Here is a 15,263-nt window from a genome sequence, read left to right on the forward strand (position 1 = left end):
TCCGGTGCCGTGGTGTGAAGAAAGGGACGGCATGTACGGCTGGATCTGGCGGCATCTGCCCGGGAACGTCTGGGTGAAGGCGCTGATTTCCCTCGTGCTGACCCTGGCCGCCGTCTATGTCCTCTTCCAGTACGTCTTCCCCTGGGCCGAGCCCATGCTGCCCTTCAACGATGTGACGGTGAACGACCAGTGAGTGCCGCCCGCCCCGCCCGCATCCTCGTCGTCGACAACTACGACAGCTTCGTCTTCAACCTGGTCCAGTACCTCTACCAACTGGGTGCCCGGTGCGAAGTGCTGCGCAACGACGAGGTGGCGACCTCGCACGCCCAGGACGGCTTCGACGGCGTGCTGCTGTCCCCCGGCCCCGGCACGCCCGAGGAGGCCGGCGTCTGCGTCGACATGGTCCGCCACTGCGCCGCGACCGGCGTGCCCGTCTTCGGCGTCTGCCTCGGCATGCAGTCGATGCAGGTGGCGTACGGCGGTGTCGTGGACCGCGCGCCCGAACTGCTGCACGGCAAGACCTCGCTGGTGGAGCACGAGGGCAAGGGCGTCTTCGCGGGCCTGCCCTCGCCGTTCACCGCGACCCGCTACCACTCGCTGGCCGCCGAGCCGGAGACCGTACCGGCCGAGCTGGAGATCACCGCGCGTACGCACGACGGGATCATCATGGGGCTGAGGCACCGTGAACTGCCCGTCGAGGGCGTGCAGTTCCACCCCGAGTCGGTGCTCACCGAGCACGGTCACCTCATGCTGGCCAACTGGTTGGTGGAGTGCGGGGACCAAGGGGCCGTCGGGAGGTCGGTGGGGCTCGCCCCGGTGGTGGGCAGGGCCACGGCGTGACGGCCCTGCGCCCCGAGCGCGAGAGTGCCCCCTACGGCGGTGAGGCCGCGTACGGGGGCACCGAGGCGTTCGAGGCGGAGGCGTTCCAGACGCCGCCCGGCGGCTTCCCTGCGCCGGCCGAGGCGGCACAGCAGTGGCACGGCCGGCAGGACCCGGAGTACGCGCGGGGGGACTGGTACGGGCAGCGGCCGATGGAGGAGCCGCCGTACGAACCGCGACACCGGCCCCCGTACACCGAGCCCTTCGAGCCGCGCCCCCAAGTCCCGGGGGACGAGCGGTTCGAGCGTCCCGAGGCCCCGCGGAGCGAGACGTACGAGTCGTATGGGTCCTTCGCGGCCACGGCCTACGACACGCCGGCGCCCGCGCATCCCTCGGTCGACCGTATCCAGGAGCACCCTCCCATCGACGAGGAGACCGTGGCGCTGCGGGTCGAGGAGGCCCGGCGGATGGCGGCGGCGGCCGAGCCCATAGCCCCTCCGCCCGCTCCCGGAGGCCGTGCGGCCCGCCGTAAGGCCGCGAGACGGCACGGGAGGCATGGCGGGTCCTCCGGAGCCCACATGGGCCCGGGAGCCGCTCACGTGGCCGCCTACGGGACCGAGACGCCGTTAGGCGCCGCCGGAGAGGCGTCGGCGTCGCTCTCCCGCGTCGAGGCGCGGCGGGCGGCGCGGGCGCGGAAGCCCAGCTTCGGTGTGATGGCGAGCCGGGTCATCGGCGAGGTGTTCATCACCACCGGCGTGCTGATGCTGCTGTTCGTGACCTACCAGTTGTGGTGGTCGAACATCCGGGCCCAGCAGCAGGCGGGCAAGGAGGCGACGAGCCTTCAGCAGGAGTGGGCCAACGGCAAGCGCGCGCCGGGCGCGTTCGAACCGGGGCAGGGCTTCGCCATCCTGCACATCCCGAAGCTGGACGTGGTCGTGCCGATCGCGGAGGGCATCAGCAAGTCGAAGGTCCTGGACCGCGGCATGGTCGGGCACTACGACGAGAACAGCATCAAGACCGCCATGCCCGGCGACAAGACGGGCAACTTCGGTCTCGCCGGGCACCGCAACACCCATGGTGAACCGTTCCGCTACATCAACCGGCTCCAGCCCGGTGACCCCATCGTCGTCGAGACCCAGGACACGTACTACGTCTACGACATGGCCTCGATCCTGCCGGTGACCCCGCCGACGAACGTCAGCGTGCTGGAACCGGTCCCGCCGGGCTCCGGATTCACCGGGCCGGGCCGCTACATCACACTGACCACCTGCACGCCGGAGTTCACCAGCAAGTACCGGATGATCGTGTGGGGCAAGATGGTCGAGGAACGGCCGCGCAGCGAGGGGAAGCCCGACGCGCTCGTCCAGTAGGGGCTCGACCAAGGGCGGATGAACTGTGGCAGTGACCACCGACGGTACGGACGACACCGAGGCCGCACAGGCCACCGAAGAACGAACCGATGACGCGTCCGGACCGGAGCAGCGGACGGACGACGCGTCCGGGACCGAGGAGCGGACCGAGGCGGCCGAAGCCGCGCCGCGACGGCGCGGTATGGGGCGGATCGCCATGGCGGTCAGTGTCTTCGGCGAACTCCTCATCACGGCCGGCCTGGTGCTGGGTCTGTTCGTCGTCTACTCGTTGTGGTGGACGAACGTCCTCGCCGACCGTGAGGCGGGCAAGGAAGCGAACAGGGTCCGTGACAACTGGGCGACCGCGGACGACGACCCGGGGGCCCTGGACACCAAGGACGGCATCGGCTTCCTGCACGTCCCGGCCATGAACAACGGCGAGGTCCTGGTGAAGAAGGGCACCTCCACCAAGATCCTCAATGGCGGCGTCGCCGGGTACTACACCGATCCGATCAAGGCGACCCTCCCGACCGCCGACAAGGACGGCAACTTCACCCTCGCCGCCCACCGCGACGGCCACGGCGCCAAGTTCCACAACATCGACAAGCTCAAGAAGGGCGACGCGATCGTCTTCGAGACCCGGGACAACTGGTACGTCTACAAGGTCTACGACACCCTTCCCGAGACCTCGAAGTACAACGTCAAGGTGTTGTCGGCCGTCCCGAAGGAGTCGGGGAAGAAGGAGCCGGGCCAGTACATCACTTTGACCACCTGCACACCGGTGTACACCTCCCGGCACCGCTTCATCGTCTGGGGCGAGTTGGAGCGCGTGGAGCGGGTGAACGCGGAGCGGACGCCGCCGAAGGAACTGCGGTAGCGAAAGGAACTGCGAGAGCGACAGGAACTGCGGTAGCGCCGCGGCGAGTTGCTCGCAACGCGGAGCATCGACGGATGTTTCACGTGAAACATCCAAAGGTCATGTGAAACGGGCACAGCATGACGGAGGCCCGGCCCCCTTCCGAGAGGGGGCCGGGCCTCCGTCCTATCCGGACGAGATGGCGGATCGAGGTCCGCGTCAGTCGTCTCCGAAGCCTCCGAAGAAGCCTCCGTTGTTGCCACCGTTGTTGTTGCCGCCGTTGTTGCTGAAGCTCACGGTGGCGAGGGTGATCGTTGTCTGGCTCGGGTCGGCCTCGTTGCCGGAGTCCGGGTCCTGGTCGGTGACGATCGCGGTGTCGCTCTGGTCGCTGCCGTTGGCGAACTGGATGTTCGTGAAGCCGGCTGCCTGAAGGGTCTGCTTGGCCTGACCCAACGTCTGACCGACGACGTTCGGGACCTCGGTCTCCTGCTCCTCGGCCTCTTTGCCGATCTGGATGGTGACCGTGTCACCTGGGGCGGCCTCGCTGCCGCCTTCCGGCGACGTGGCGATGACCTTGCCCACCAGGTTGGCGTCCTGGGTCTCGACCTCGGTGCACTCGCCGACCAGGTTGTTGGCCGTCATCTGGGCCTTCGCCTGGTCACAGCTGAGGCCGGTGACCGTCGGGACCGTGACCTTCTCCGCCTCTGTGGCGACCGTCAGGGTGACCGTGGAGCCCTTCTCCAGATTGCCGCTGGAGGGGTCCTGCCCGATGACGATGCCCGCTGTGCGGTCGGACTCCTCGGTCTTCTTCTCGACCTCGAAGCCCTTCTCCTTGAGCTGGGCCTCGGCCTCGTCGAACTGAAGGCCCTGGACGTCGGGGACCGCGACCTTCGGGGCGCCCGTCGAGATCACCAGGGAGATGGTGTCGCCCTTTTCGACCGAGTCACCTGCGGCGGGATTTTGGCTGCAGACGTTGCCGGTCTTCTGGTCCTCGCACTCGTCCTTGGTGGTCGTCACCTTGAGGTCGACGTTCTCGGCGGCCTGTTTGGCCTCGGCCTCGGTCTGGCCCACGAAGTTCGGTGCCTTGAGGGCGCTGTCGGCCGCGTTGTTGCCCGAGAACATCCACTGCCCGATGAGGACGGCGCCGATCAGCACCAGTACACCGGCGACGACCAGGAGGATCGTCGAGGTGTTGTTCTTCTTCGGCTGCTGACGGCGGCGCCCCTGGCGGTCGTCGTAGCCTCCGTAGCCGTCGTCCGGGCCCATCGGCGGCAGCATCGTGGTCGCCTGGGCGTCATGGGTGCGCAGGGCCGTGGTGGCCTGGTCGTCCCCGTAGCCGCCGTACCCGACCGAGCCCATGGCCGCCGTGGCCGCGACGGGCTGGCCGTCGAGACAGGCCTCGATGTCGGCGCGCATCTCGTCGGCGGACTGGTAGCGGTAGTCCGGGTCCTTGACCAGGGCACGCAGGACGATGGCGTCCATCTCCGGAGTGATCTCCGGGTCGAAGACGCTCGGCGGCTGCGGTTCCTCCCGTACGTGCTGGTACGCGACCGCCACGGGGGAGTCGCCCACGAACGGCGGGCGGACCGTGAGTAGTTCGTAGAGGAGACAGCCCGTCGAGTACAGGTCGGAGCGGGCGTCCACCTGCTCGCCCTTGGCCTGCTCCGGGGAGAGGTACTGGGCGGTGCCGATGACCGCGGAGGTCTGCGTCATCGTCATACCGGCATCGCCCATGGCCCGGGCGATACCGAAGTCCATCACCTTGACCTGGCCGTTGCGCGTCAACATGACGTTCGCCGGCTTGATGTCGCGGTGGACGATGCCGTTGCGGTGGGCGTACTCCAGACCCTGGAGGATGCCGATGGTCATCTCCATGGCCCGCTCCGGCAGCAGCTTGCGGCCGCTGTGAAGTAGCTCACGGAGGGTGGAGCCCTCGACGTACTCCATGACGATGTACGGGATCGAGACCCCGTCGATGTAGTCCTCGCCCGTGTCGTAGACCGCGACGATCGCGGGGTGGTTGAGCGAGGCGGCCGACTGGGCCTCCCGGCGGAACCGGGCCTGGAAGGTGGGGTCGCGCGCGAGGTCCGCTCGCAGCGTCTTCACCGCCACGGTGCGGCCGAGGCGGGTGTCCATCGCGAGGTAGACCTCCGCCATGCCACCACGGCCGAGCACCTGGCCCAGCTCGTACCGGCCGCCGAGGCGACGCGGCTCTTCCATAGCTTCCTACCAGCCCTCTCCGTCGGTCCCCGACCGCACCCATGTGTGGTCCGGCGGCTGTGCTCCGGGCATACGGTACCCGTCTCGCCTTCACTGACCTGGCCGACCGCGTCACCCGATACAGGACCGGTATCGCAACGTGCACCGATGTGGAGGTGACGTGAGCGGGGTCACTTCTTGCTGTTGATCACTGCCTGCATCACGCTCTTCGCGATCGGGCCGGCGAGACCGCCACCGGAGATCTCACCGCGGTCCGCGCTGCCGTCCTCGACGACCACGGCGACGGCGACCGGCGAGCTGCCGTCGCTGAGCTTGGCGTACGAGATGAACCAGGCGTACGGCAGTTCCTTGTTGTCGACGCCGTGCTGGGCGGTACCGGTCTTGCCACCGACGGTGACACCGTCGATCTGCGCGCCGGTGCCGGTGCCCGACTTGACGACGGACTCCATCATCTCCTGCAGCTTCTGGGCGGTCTCCGCCGAGACCGCCTGGGAGAGGGTCTCGGGCTCGTGCGTCTCGATGACGTCGAGGTTGGAGGCGCGCAACTGGTCGACCATGTACGGCTTCATCAGCTCACCGTCGTTGGCGACGGCCGAGGCGACCATGGCCATCTGCAGCGGGGTGGCGCGGTTGGAGGCCTGACCGATGCCGGCCAGGGCGTTCTGCGGACGGTTGTCCTCGGGGTAGACGCTCTCCGCGGCGCGGACCGGGATGTCCAGCTCGCTCTCGTTGAAGCCGAACTTCTCGGCCTGCTCGATCATCTTGTCGTTGCCGACGGTGTCGGAGAGCTTGGCGAAGACCGTGTTGCAGGACTGCTCCAGCGCGTAGCGGAGCGTGGCGTTCTTGCACACGCCGTGCTGGTTGCCGAGATCGGTGCTCGACTCGGGCAGCGGGTACGGGTCCGGGGAGTCCGTCTTGTCGTCGACGCCCGAGACGGCACCGTTCTCCAGCGCCGCGGCAGCCGTGACCACCTTGAACGTGGAGCCCGGCGGGTAGGTCTCGCGCAGCGCGCGGTTCAGCATCGGCTTGTCGTCGTCCTTCTCCAGCTTCGAGAAGGTCTCGCTGTCCTTGCTGCTGATACCGGCGAACGTCGACGGGTCGTACGACGGCGTGGAGGCCAGGGCGAGGACCGCGCCGGTCTGCGGGTCGATCGCGGCGACGGCGCCCTTCTTGTCACCGAGGCCCTTGAACGCGGCCTTCTGCGCGGCGGCGTTGAGGGTGGTGACGACGCTGCCGCCCTCCTTGGACTTGCCGGTGATCATGTCGAGGGTGTTGCGGAAGAACAGCCGGTCGTCGTTGCCGGTGAGGATGCCGTCCTCAAGGTTCTCCAGCTGGGTGGCGCCGACGATCTGGGACGAGTACCCGGTGACGGGCGCCCACATCTCGCCGTCCTTCCAGGTCCGCTTGTACTTGTAGTCGGTGCCCTCGGTCTCGACGGACCCGGTGATGGCCTTGCCGTCGACGATGATGTCGCCGCGCGGGGTGGCGTACCGCTCGATGGAGACCCGGCGGTTCTTGGTGTCCGTCTTCAGGGCGTCGGCCTGGACGTACTGAATCCAGTTGTCGCGGATGAGCAGGGCCAGGACGAGGAGGCCGCAGAAGATCGCGATTCGGCGCAGGGGCTTGTTCACGGTCGGACCACCTGGGTCATCTCGGCGTCGGGGTTCGGGGCGGGAGACGGCGCGGGGCGGCGCGCGGTGTCGCTGATGCGCAGCAGGATGCCGATCAGCGCCCAGTTGGCGATGACGGAGGAACCGCCGTACGCCACGAACGGCAGCGTCATACCGGTCAGCGGGATCAGGCCCATGACACCGCCGGCGACCACGAAGACCTGGAGGCCGAAGGCGCCGGACAGGCCGACCGCGAGCAGCTTGCCGAAGGGGTCGCGGGCGGCGAGGGCGGTGCGGATGCCGCGCTCCACGATCAGCCCGTAGAGCAGCAGGATCGCCATGACACCGGCCAGGCCCAGCTCCTCACCGAAGGTGGCGAGGATGAAGTCGGAGTTGGCGGCGAAGCCGATGAGGTCGGAGTTGCCCTGGCCGAGGCCGGTACCGAGGGTGCCGCCGGAGCCGAAGGCCCACAGGGCCTCCATGGACTGCTGGGAGTGTCCGGCGATGCCCTGCTGGCTCAGCTCGTACTCGCCCATCGGGTCGAGCCAGGCCTGGACACGCTGCTGGACATGGATCTCGAACGAGGCCACACCGACGGCGCCGGCGGCCGACATCAGCAGACCGAAGACGATCCAGCTGGTCCGCTCGGTGGCGACGTACAGCATGATCACGAACATGCCGAAGAACAGCAGGGAGGTGCCGAGGTCGGTCTCGAAGACCAGGATGAGGATCGACAGCACCCAGACGACCAGGATGGGCCCGAGGTCGCGGCCACGCGGCAGGTACAGGCCCATGAAGCGGCGGCTGGCGAGCGCGAGGGCGTCTCTCTTCACCATCAGATAGCCGGCGAAGAAGATGGCGAGCACGATCTTCGCGAACTCACCGGGCTGGATGGTGAATCCGAAGATGGAGATCCAGATCCGCGCGCCGAAGACGTTCAGACCGAGGCCCGGTACGAGCGGCAGCAGCAGCAGGACGAGGGCCGCCGCCATGGAGATGTAGGTGTACCGCTGCAGGACGCGGTGGTCCTTGAGGAAGACCAGCACGGCGATGAACAGGGCCATGCCCAGCGCGGAGTACAGCAGCTGGCGCGGGGACGCCTGGAAGAACTCGTCACGCAGCTGGAGCCGCTCCGACTGGTCCAGCCGCCAGATGACCACCAGCCCGAGTCCGTTGAGCAGGGTGGCCAACGGCAGCATCAGCGGGTCCGCGTACGGGGCGAACTTGCGCACGACGAGGTGGCCGATGCCGGCGACGATGCCGAGGCCGAGGCCGTAGGCGAGCAGGCCCGCCGGGACCTGGTCGCTGATGGCGAGGCCCGCGTTGGCGTAGGCGAACACCGGGATGGCGACGGCGAAGACCAGCAGCGCCAGTTCGGTGTTGCGGCGGCTCGGTGCCCCGATCGCCCCGATCGTGGACGTGTGCTGCGTCGACGTGTTGGTAGTACTGCTCATCGTGTACGTGGGCCCCTCGCGGCTTGCCTACTGCTCACCGCACCGTGAGACCAGTTCCTTCTCCTCCTCGGAGAGGGTGGGGCCGGCCGACGGTGTGGGTGCGGTCTGGTTCGGGGTCGGGGACGTCGATGGCGTCGACGTCGGGGACGGTGTGGCCTTGGACGTGAGGGAGGTCTTGGTGGTTCCCGTGACGCCTCCGGCCTCGCCCTCTCCGGTCTTGGCGTTGCTGTCAGCGGCCTCGCGGCGCTCGGCGTTCTTCTTGCACGCCGACGCCTGGGTGGACAGCTCGTCGATCTTCTTCCGGGCGTCGCTCAGATTGCCCTGGGGGATCGTGGCCTCGACCTGCTTCTGCCAGAAGGACGGCAGGTACTTGAGTTCGATCTCGGGGTGGTCCTTCTCCACCTTCGAGAGCGAGATCCACGCCAGGTCCTGGCTGATGCCGCGGTACAGGGCGACATGGTCGTCCTTGGTGCCGACGTAGTACTGCGTCTGCGTCCAGCGGTAGCCGCCGTACAGGCCCCCGCCGAGCACGGCGAGGGCGAGGATGCCGAAGAAGGATCTCTTCAGCCACTTGCCCTTCTTGCGGGGCTTGACGAAGTCGTCGTCGGAGTAGGCCCCGAAGCTGCCCGCGGCCGGCATGTACCCGGTGGTGTCGCCGGAGCCGGGCGGGCCGAACTCGCCGCCACCGCCCTGTCCGTGCCCTTGCCGCCCGAGCCCGGAGGCGCGGCCCGCAGGGGTCTGCATGATGCCGTTGTCCTGCAGGTGGAGCTGGTTCTCGGCGACCGCGCCGACCACGACCGGGGTGTCGTGGAGCTGCCCGGCGAGGGTGTCTCCGGTGTCGAGGTCGAGGACGTCGGCGACGATGACGGTGATGTTGTCGGGGCCGCCGCCGCGCAGCGCCAGCTCGATCAGCTGCTGGACGGTCTCCTCGGGGCCGTGGTAGCTGGCGAGGGTCTCCTCCATCGTCTGGTGGGAGACCACGCCGGACAGGCCGTCGGAGCAGATCAGATAGCGGTCGCCGGCGCGGACCTCACGGATGGAGAGGTCGGGCTCGACGTGTTCGCCGCTGCCCAGCGCGCGCATCAGCAGGGAGCGCTGCGGGTGGGTGGTGGCCTCCTCCTCGGTGATGCGGCCCTCGTCGACCAGACGCTGCACCCAGGTGTGGTCCTGGGTGATCTGGGTGAGGACGCCGTCGCGCAGGAGGTACGCGCGGGAGTCGCCGACGTGGACGAGGCCGAGCCGCTGGCCGGTCCAGAGCAGGGCGGTGAGCGTGGTGCCCATGCCCTCCAGCTGGGGGTCCTCCTCGACCATGGCGCGCAGCTGGTCGTTGGCGCGCTGCACGGCCGTGCCGAGGGAGGTGAGGATGTCGGAGCCGGGGATGTCGTCGTCGAGGGTGACGAGGGTGGAGATCACCTCGGAGGAGGCGACCTCGCCGGCCGCCTGGCCGCCCATGCCGTCGGCGATCGCGAGGAGCCGGGGACCGGCGTAGCCGGAGTCCTCGTTGCCCTCGCGGATCATGCCTTTGTGCGATCCGGCGGCGAAGCGCAGTGACAGACTCATGCGCACCTCGCCCGTCGGCTCCGGGTACATCCGCACGGTGCCCACCCTCCGGTCGGGAGCGCGCCGGGGCCCCTGGTGGGGGCCTCCGCTGCGTGCTCGCTCCGCTCGCGCCTATTCATGATGTAGCACTACTTCCGCAGCTCGATGACGGTTTTGCCGATGCGGATCGGCGCACCCAGCGGAATCGGCGTGGGGGTCGTCAGTCGGTTCCGGTCGAGATATGTGCCGTTGGTGGACCCCAGGTCCTCGACGATCCACTGGCCGTCGCGGTCCGGGTAGATCCGGGCGTGCCTGCTGGAGGCGTAGTCGTCGTCCAGCACGATCGTGGAGTCGTGTGCGCGGCCCAGGGTGATGGTCTGGCCCTGCAGCGCGACGGTCGTGCCGGTCAGCGTGCCCTCGCTGACGACGAGCTTCGTCGGGGCGTTACGGCCGCGGCGGCCGCCGCCGGAGGGCTGCTGGCCGCGCTGCTGCGGGGGCGCGGCCTGCTGCCGGGGGGCGGCCTGGGCGCGCGCGTTGTCCCGGCGCGACCCCCGCTGGGTGACGCGCGTACCGAACAGGTCGCTGCGGATGACCTGCACGGCCACGATCACGAACAGCCACAGAACGGCCAGGAACCCCAGCCGCATAACCGTGAGGGTCAGCTCTGACATTGCCCCCGCTTCACCCTTCGGCTTGCCGGTAAATGATGGTGGTGCTGCCCACGACGATCCGCGAGCCGTCGCGGAGCGTAGCGCGGGTGGTGTGCTGCCCGTCCACCACGATGCCGTTGGTGGACCCGAGATCCTGGATCGTCGAGGGCGTTCCGGTCCGGATCTCGCAGTGCCGGCGGGAGACGCCGGGGTCGTCGATCCGCACGTCGGCTTCGGTGCTGCGGCCCAGCACCAGCGTCGGGCGGGAGATCTGATGGCGGGTGCCGTTGATCTCGATCCAGTAGCGTGTGCGTCCGCCGGCCGCCGGGGCGGCACCGGCCCGCTGGAGATAGGGCGCGGAGCCGGGTCGGCCTCCGGGCGGCGGTGTGGACGGCATGGGAGGGGCGCCCGAGGGGCCCGCGCCCGGTGCGCCGAAGCCGCCGGGGCGTCCGCCCGTGGCGGGGCCGACCGGGGCGCCCGCGGGAGCCTGCTGGTCGGTGGAGGAGGCGAGCGTACGGCTGCGCACCCGGTACAGGCCGGTATCGAGGTCCTCGGCCTTCTCCAGATGGACCTTGATCGCACCCATGAAGGTGTACCGCTGCTGCTTGGCGTAGTCGCGCACCATGCCGGCGAGCTCGTCGCCGAGCTGGCCGGAGTAGGGGCTGAGGCGCTCGTAGTCGGGCGTGCTCAGCTCCACGATGAAGTCGTTGGGGACGACCGTCCGGTCGCGGTTCCAGATGGTCGCGTTGTTGTCGCACTCCCGCTGGAGTGCTCCCGCGATCTCCACGGGCTGGACCTCGGACTTGAACACCTTGGCGAAGGTGCCGTTGACCAGACCTTCGAGACGCTGCTCGAACTTCTTCAGGACTCCCATGGGGCACCTCCTCCGTCGTCACCGCTCTGGGTACTGCGTCCGTACTGCTTACTGATCGTATCCACGCACCGGGAAATCGGCTGGTTCCCCCTGTCGGCCCGGTCGACCGGTGTCACCGGTGTCGACGCCCACTGAAGTCCCCTGCCGGATTCCCACGGGAGCTCCTCTTCGAACTACCCCCGTCCGCACTCTGCCAAGGATCGTAGAGGCGGCGCGAGACCAGTGTCCCGCACCCGACTGTGCACCCTGTCCTCCTCCAGGAGAGATGGCCAGGACCGGTACGAGGTTGATACGTGAACCAGCACTGGTTGATACGCGCCCGGAGGCCCCCGGGTTCGGCCCGTGCGGGCAGGTCCTGACATGGCGACGTGCGTCCTCGTCGGCCATGGACAAGGGATGTGAACGCACCCTCCCCAGCGTGCTAATCTTCTCGATGTCGGAAGGCGCCAGCCCGCAAGGACAGGGCCTGAGGACACACCCAATGCGCGGGTGGCGGAATAGGCAGACGCGCTGGATTCAGGTTCCAGTGCCCGCAAGGGCGTGGGGGTTCAACTCCCCCCTCGCGCACAGCGAAGCGGTCCCATCGTGATCACGATGGGACCGCTTCTTTTTTGTGTCCTCACTCACGTGCTTCCACGACCTCTTGGGTCGCTCTCCGGCCGGCCATCGGGCCTGTGAAGTGTGAGGAGTCTCTCAGGGGGTTCGGTGGGGATCTTGAGTTCCTGATCACGTCACGGGTGGTGATGTTTCACGTGAAACGGTGCGTGATGGGTTGATCGTTCCGGCGAGAACTGCGGGTCTGGCGATGGAGGTTGATCCGACGAATCCCGTCCACACCGTTGACGCCCGCCTGCCTCATACCTATCTTCTGGTCGGAAATTCGTACAACGTTCGCGATTTCGAACATTGCGGTTTCCGTGTCTCTTCCACGCCCCACCCCCAGCCAGAGACGAGGCGCACATGGCACCGCCCCTCTCCAGACGATTCCTCCTCCAGTCCGCGATCCTCGCCGCGGCCGTACCGGGAGTCTCCTTCGGCGCGGGCGGTGGTCGCGCCTCCGCCGCCGCCCTTCCCGCGCCCTCCGCCTGGTCGGTGCGGCCGTTCGAGCTCCAGGACGTGTCCCTCGGGCAGGGCCTGTTCGCCGGCAAGCGGCAGCTGATGCTCGACCACGGCCGCGGCTACGACGTGAACCGCCTCCTGCAGGTCTTCCGCGCCAACGCCGGTCTCTCCACGGGCGGCGCGGTCGCCCCCGGCGGCTGGGAGGGGTTGGACGGCGAGGCCAACGGCAACCTCCGCGGCCACTACACCGGCCACTTCATGACCATGCTGTCGCAGGCGTACGCGTCCACCGGGGACCAGGCGTACGCCGACAAGATCCGCACCATGGTCGGCGCGCTCACCGAGGTGCGCGCCGCCCTGCGCACCGATCCGCGCATGCTCGCCGTCACCGGCAAGTGGGGCGGCGCCCACGAGAACGTCCGGGGCTCGTACCAGTACATCGACCTCCCCGCCGCCGTGCTCGGCGGCTCCGCGGAGATCACCCTGTCGGTCTGGGTGAAGCCTACTCACAACGCCAACTGGCAGCGGGTCTTCGACTTCGGCGACAACACCACCCGGTACATGTACCTCGCCACCCGTAACGGCAGCGGCGTGCCGAGGTTCGCCATCACCACCAACGGGCCGGGCTCGGAACAAGGGCTCAACGGCACCGCCGCGCTTCCGCTGAACCAGTGGAGCCATCTCGCGGTGACCATCTCCGGCACCACGGGCACCCTGTACGTCAACGGCAGCCCCGTCGCCACGAACACCTCGATGACGCTCAACCCCTCCGTCCTCGGCACCCTGACGAACAACTGGCTGGGTCGGTCCAACTTTCCAACCGACCCCGTGTACGCGGGCGCCTTCGACGAGTTCAACGTCTATTCGCGGGCCCTGACCGCCGCCGAGATCACCTCGCTGCAGACCAACGAGGCCAAGAACTCCACCGCGGGGCTCGGCAACCTGGCCTCGTACTACTTCTCCGCCACCGACGGCGGCACCTTCGAAGACGCCTCCGGGCGCGGGCTCACCGCCACGCTGCGCCGGACCTGGGGCGGCCCGAGCCATCCCGGATTCCTCGCCGCGTATCCGGAGACGCAGTTCATCGAACTGGAGTCGATGACCAGCGGCGACTACACGAAGGTGTGGGCGCCCTACTACACCGCGCACAAGATCCTCAGGGGTCTGCTGGACGCGTATCTGGCCACGGACGACTCCCGGGCGCTGGACCTGGCGTCCGGGATGTGCGACTGGATGTACTCCCGGCTGTCCAAGCTGCCCGACGCCACCCTGCAACGGATGTGGGGGATCTTCTCCAGCGGTGAGTTCGGCGGCATCGTCGAGTCGATCGTCGACCTGTACACGCTCACCGGAAAGGCCGACCATCTCGCCCTCGCCAAGCTGTTCGACCTCGACCGGCTCATCGACGCCTGCGCCGCGAACACCGACATCCTCGACGGGCTGCACGCCAACCAGCACATCCCGATCTTCACCGGCTACGTACGCCTGTACGACGCGACAGGGGAGGCCCGCTATCTGACCGCCGCGAAGAACTTCTGGGGCATGGTCGTCCCGCCCCGCATGTACGGCATCGGCGGCACCAGCACGGGTGAGTTCTGGAAGGCGCGCGGGGTCATCTCGGGGACCATCAGCGACACCAACGCCGAGACCTGCTGCGCGTACAACATGCTCAAGCTCAGCCGGACCCTGTTCTTCCATGAGCAGGACCCGAAGTACATGGACTACTACGAGCGTGCCCTGTTCAACCAGGTGCTCGGCTCCAAGCAGGACACGGCCGACGCGGAGAAGCCGCTGGTCACGTACTTCATCGGCCTGAAGCCCGGCCATGTGCGCGACTACACCCCCAAGCAGGGCACCACCTGCTGCGAGGGCACCGGCATGGAGAGCGCCACCAAGTACCAGGACTCCGTGTACTTCACCAAGGCCGACGGCACCGCCCTCTACGTCAACCTCTACAGCGCGACCACCTTGAACTGGTCCGCCAAGGGCGTGACCGTCACCCAGACCACCGACTACCCGCGCGAGCAGGGCACGACGATCACCATCGGCGGCGGCAGCGCGGCCTTCGAACTGCGGCTCAGGGTGCCGTCCTGGGCGACCGCGGGCTTCCGCGTGACCCTCAACGGCGCCGAGGTGAGCGGCACTCCGACCCCCGGGAGCTACTTCACGATCCCGTCCCGCACCTGGCGCGGCGGCGATGTCGTACGCATCACCATGCCGTTCCGGCTGAGGGTGGAGAAGGCCCTCGACGACCCGTCCCTGCAGACCCTGTTCTACGGGCCGGTCAACCTGGTCGGCAGGAACAGCGCCACCGATTACCTGTCGTTCGGCCTGTACCGCAACGCCGGCCTCTCCGGGGATCTGCTGCCCTCCCTCACCCCGGTGAGCGGAAAGCCCCTGCACTACACGCTGGACGGCACCGAGTTCGCCCCCTTCCACGAGGGGACCGAGGACCCGACGCACGCCTACATCAGGCGGGCCGAGCCGAAGGTCCACTTCGGCGGTACCGACTCCGGGGTCGCCAACCCGGCGAAGTCCGACGGCACGACCCTGCTCGACGAGATCTGGGCCGGGGCGCCGTTCGCCAACAAGGGCGCGCTCGTCGCGCGCGTGCAGTCGACGGTGAACTCCTGGGTATCCGCCGAGTTGCTGAGCCGGGCCGACGGACAGGCGGTGATCACGACCGCGGCGAACGCGACGTACGAGGCGTGACGCGAGGCGCTCGGCCCGGCCGGTGCGGCCGGGCCGAGCGCCCGTGAGTGGGTTTTCCACAGGCACGGACGGCACGGGCGCGGAGTTGTCCACAGGCTGTGACGCGTTTTCGCCGTCGGCG

At 68.5% G+C, this 15,263-nt stretch carries 11 protein-coding genes and 1 tRNA gene; 6 read left to right on the forward strand and 6 right to left on the reverse strand.

Annotated elements, in window-relative coordinates; translation table 11 throughout:
* Positions 1–31: 31 nt before the first annotated feature.
* The 4 genes from ACWD4G_RS11560 (at position 32) to ACWD4G_RS11575 (ending at position 3,045) form a co-directional block, all read left to right on the forward strand.
* Positions 32–193, forward strand: a complete 162-nt coding sequence (locus ACWD4G_RS11560; protein ID WP_451292475.1) for a hypothetical protein — start codon at positions 32–34, stop codon at positions 191–193.
* Positions 190–840: an aminodeoxychorismate/anthranilate synthase component II gene (locus ACWD4G_RS11565; protein WP_451292476.1), complete on the forward strand. Its 651-nt coding sequence runs from the start codon at positions 190–192 to the stop codon at positions 838–840. Before ACWD4G_RS11560 ends, ACWD4G_RS11565 begins: the two co-directional genes overlap by 4 nt.
* Positions 837–2,189, forward strand: coding sequence for a class E sortase (locus tag ACWD4G_RS11570; protein ID WP_451292477.1), 1,353 nt, complete (start codon positions 837–839; stop codon positions 2,187–2,189). Before ACWD4G_RS11565 ends, ACWD4G_RS11570 begins: the two co-directional genes overlap by 4 nt.
* A gap of 181 nt (positions 2,190–2,370) precedes the next feature.
* A complete protein-coding gene (locus ACWD4G_RS11575) occupies positions 2,371–3,045 on the forward strand; it encodes a class E sortase (RefSeq protein ID WP_451292644.1) in 675 nt (224 codons plus the stop codon).
* 198 nt (positions 3,046–3,243) lie between these two features.
* On the opposite strand, the gene pknB is transcribed toward ACWD4G_RS11575, so the two are convergent.
* From pknB to ACWD4G_RS11605, 6 genes are all read right to left on the reverse strand, one after another.
* Positions 3,244–5,244, reverse strand: a complete 2,001-nt coding sequence (gene pknB, locus ACWD4G_RS11580; RefSeq protein ID WP_451292478.1) for a Stk1 family PASTA domain-containing Ser/Thr kinase — start codon at positions 5,242–5,244, stop codon at positions 3,244–3,246.
* 170 nt (positions 5,245–5,414) lie between these two features.
* Positions 5,415–6,875: a peptidoglycan D,D-transpeptidase FtsI family protein gene (locus tag ACWD4G_RS11585; protein WP_451292479.1), complete on the reverse strand. Its 1,461-nt coding sequence runs from the start codon at positions 6,873–6,875 to the stop codon at positions 5,415–5,417.
* A complete protein-coding gene (locus ACWD4G_RS11590) occupies positions 6,872–8,308 on the reverse strand; it encodes an FtsW/RodA/SpoVE family cell cycle protein (RefSeq protein WP_451292480.1) in 1,437 nt (478 codons plus the stop codon). The genes ACWD4G_RS11585 and ACWD4G_RS11590 overlap by 4 nt, the downstream gene beginning before the upstream one ends.
* A 27-nt stretch (positions 8,309–8,335) precedes the next feature.
* Entirely contained in the window at positions 8,336–9,898 is a 1,563-nt protein-coding gene (locus tag ACWD4G_RS11595; RefSeq protein WP_451292645.1) for a Stp1/IreP family PP2C-type Ser/Thr phosphatase, read from the reverse strand.
* A gap of 98 nt (positions 9,899–9,996) precedes the next feature.
* The gene (locus tag ACWD4G_RS11600) at positions 9,997–10,518 is read right to left on the reverse strand and encodes an FHA domain-containing protein FhaB/FipA (RefSeq protein ID WP_451292481.1); all 522 of its coding nucleotides are present in this window, start codon (positions 10,516–10,518) and stop codon (positions 9,997–9,999) included.
* A 10-nt stretch (positions 10,519–10,528) separates the two neighbouring features.
* The gene (locus tag ACWD4G_RS11605) at positions 10,529–11,371 is read right to left on the reverse strand and encodes an FhaA domain-containing protein (protein ID WP_451292482.1); all 843 of its coding nucleotides are present in this window, start codon (positions 11,369–11,371) and stop codon (positions 10,529–10,531) included.
* A gap of 483 nt (positions 11,372–11,854) precedes the next feature.
* Between ACWD4G_RS11605 and ACWD4G_RS11610 the strand changes: the two genes are divergently transcribed.
* Both ACWD4G_RS11610 and ACWD4G_RS11615 read left to right on the forward strand, forming a co-directional pair.
* A tRNA-Leu gene (locus tag ACWD4G_RS11610) sits at positions 11,855–11,938 on the forward strand.
* A gap of 393 nt (positions 11,939–12,331) precedes the next feature.
* On the forward strand, positions 12,332–15,142 hold the full coding sequence (locus ACWD4G_RS11615) for a beta-L-arabinofuranosidase domain-containing protein (protein WP_451292483.1): 2,811 nt from the start codon (positions 12,332–12,334) through the stop codon (positions 15,140–15,142).
* The last annotated feature ends 121 nt before the right edge of the window (positions 15,143–15,263 follow it).

Source organism: Streptomyces sp. NPDC002643 (assembly GCF_053592555.1).

What these genes read in the sequence shown, in the direction of transcription:
- ACWD4G_RS11595 (WP_451292645.1), bottom strand. Translation starts at nt 9,898, where the DNA reads ATGTACCCGGAGCCGACGGGCGAGGTGCGCATGAGTCTGTCACTGCGC.
- ACWD4G_RS11600 (WP_451292481.1), bottom strand. Translation starts at nt 10,518, where the DNA reads ATGTCAGAGCTGACCCTCACGGTTATGCGGCTGGGGTTCCTGGCCGTT.
- ACWD4G_RS11605 (WP_451292482.1), bottom strand. Translation starts at nt 11,371, where the DNA reads ATGGGAGTCCTGAAGAAGTTCGAGCAGCGTCTCGAAGGTCTGGTCAAC.
- pknB (WP_451292478.1), bottom strand. Translation starts at nt 5,244, where the DNA reads ATGGAAGAGCCGCGTCGCCTCGGCGGCCGGTACGAGCTGGGCCAGGTG.
- ACWD4G_RS11560 (WP_451292475.1), top strand. Translation starts at nt 32, where the DNA reads ATGTACGGCTGGATCTGGCGGCATCTGCCCGGGAACGTCTGGGTGAAG.
- ACWD4G_RS11615 (WP_451292483.1), top strand. Translation starts at nt 12,332, where the DNA reads ATGGCACCGCCCCTCTCCAGACGATTCCTCCTCCAGTCCGCGATCCTC.
- ACWD4G_RS11590 (WP_451292480.1), bottom strand. Translation starts at nt 8,308, where the DNA reads ATGAGCAGTACTACCAACACGTCGACGCAGCACACGTCCACGATCGGG.
- ACWD4G_RS11575 (WP_451292644.1), top strand. Translation starts at nt 2,371, where the DNA reads ATGGGGCGGATCGCCATGGCGGTCAGTGTCTTCGGCGAACTCCTCATC.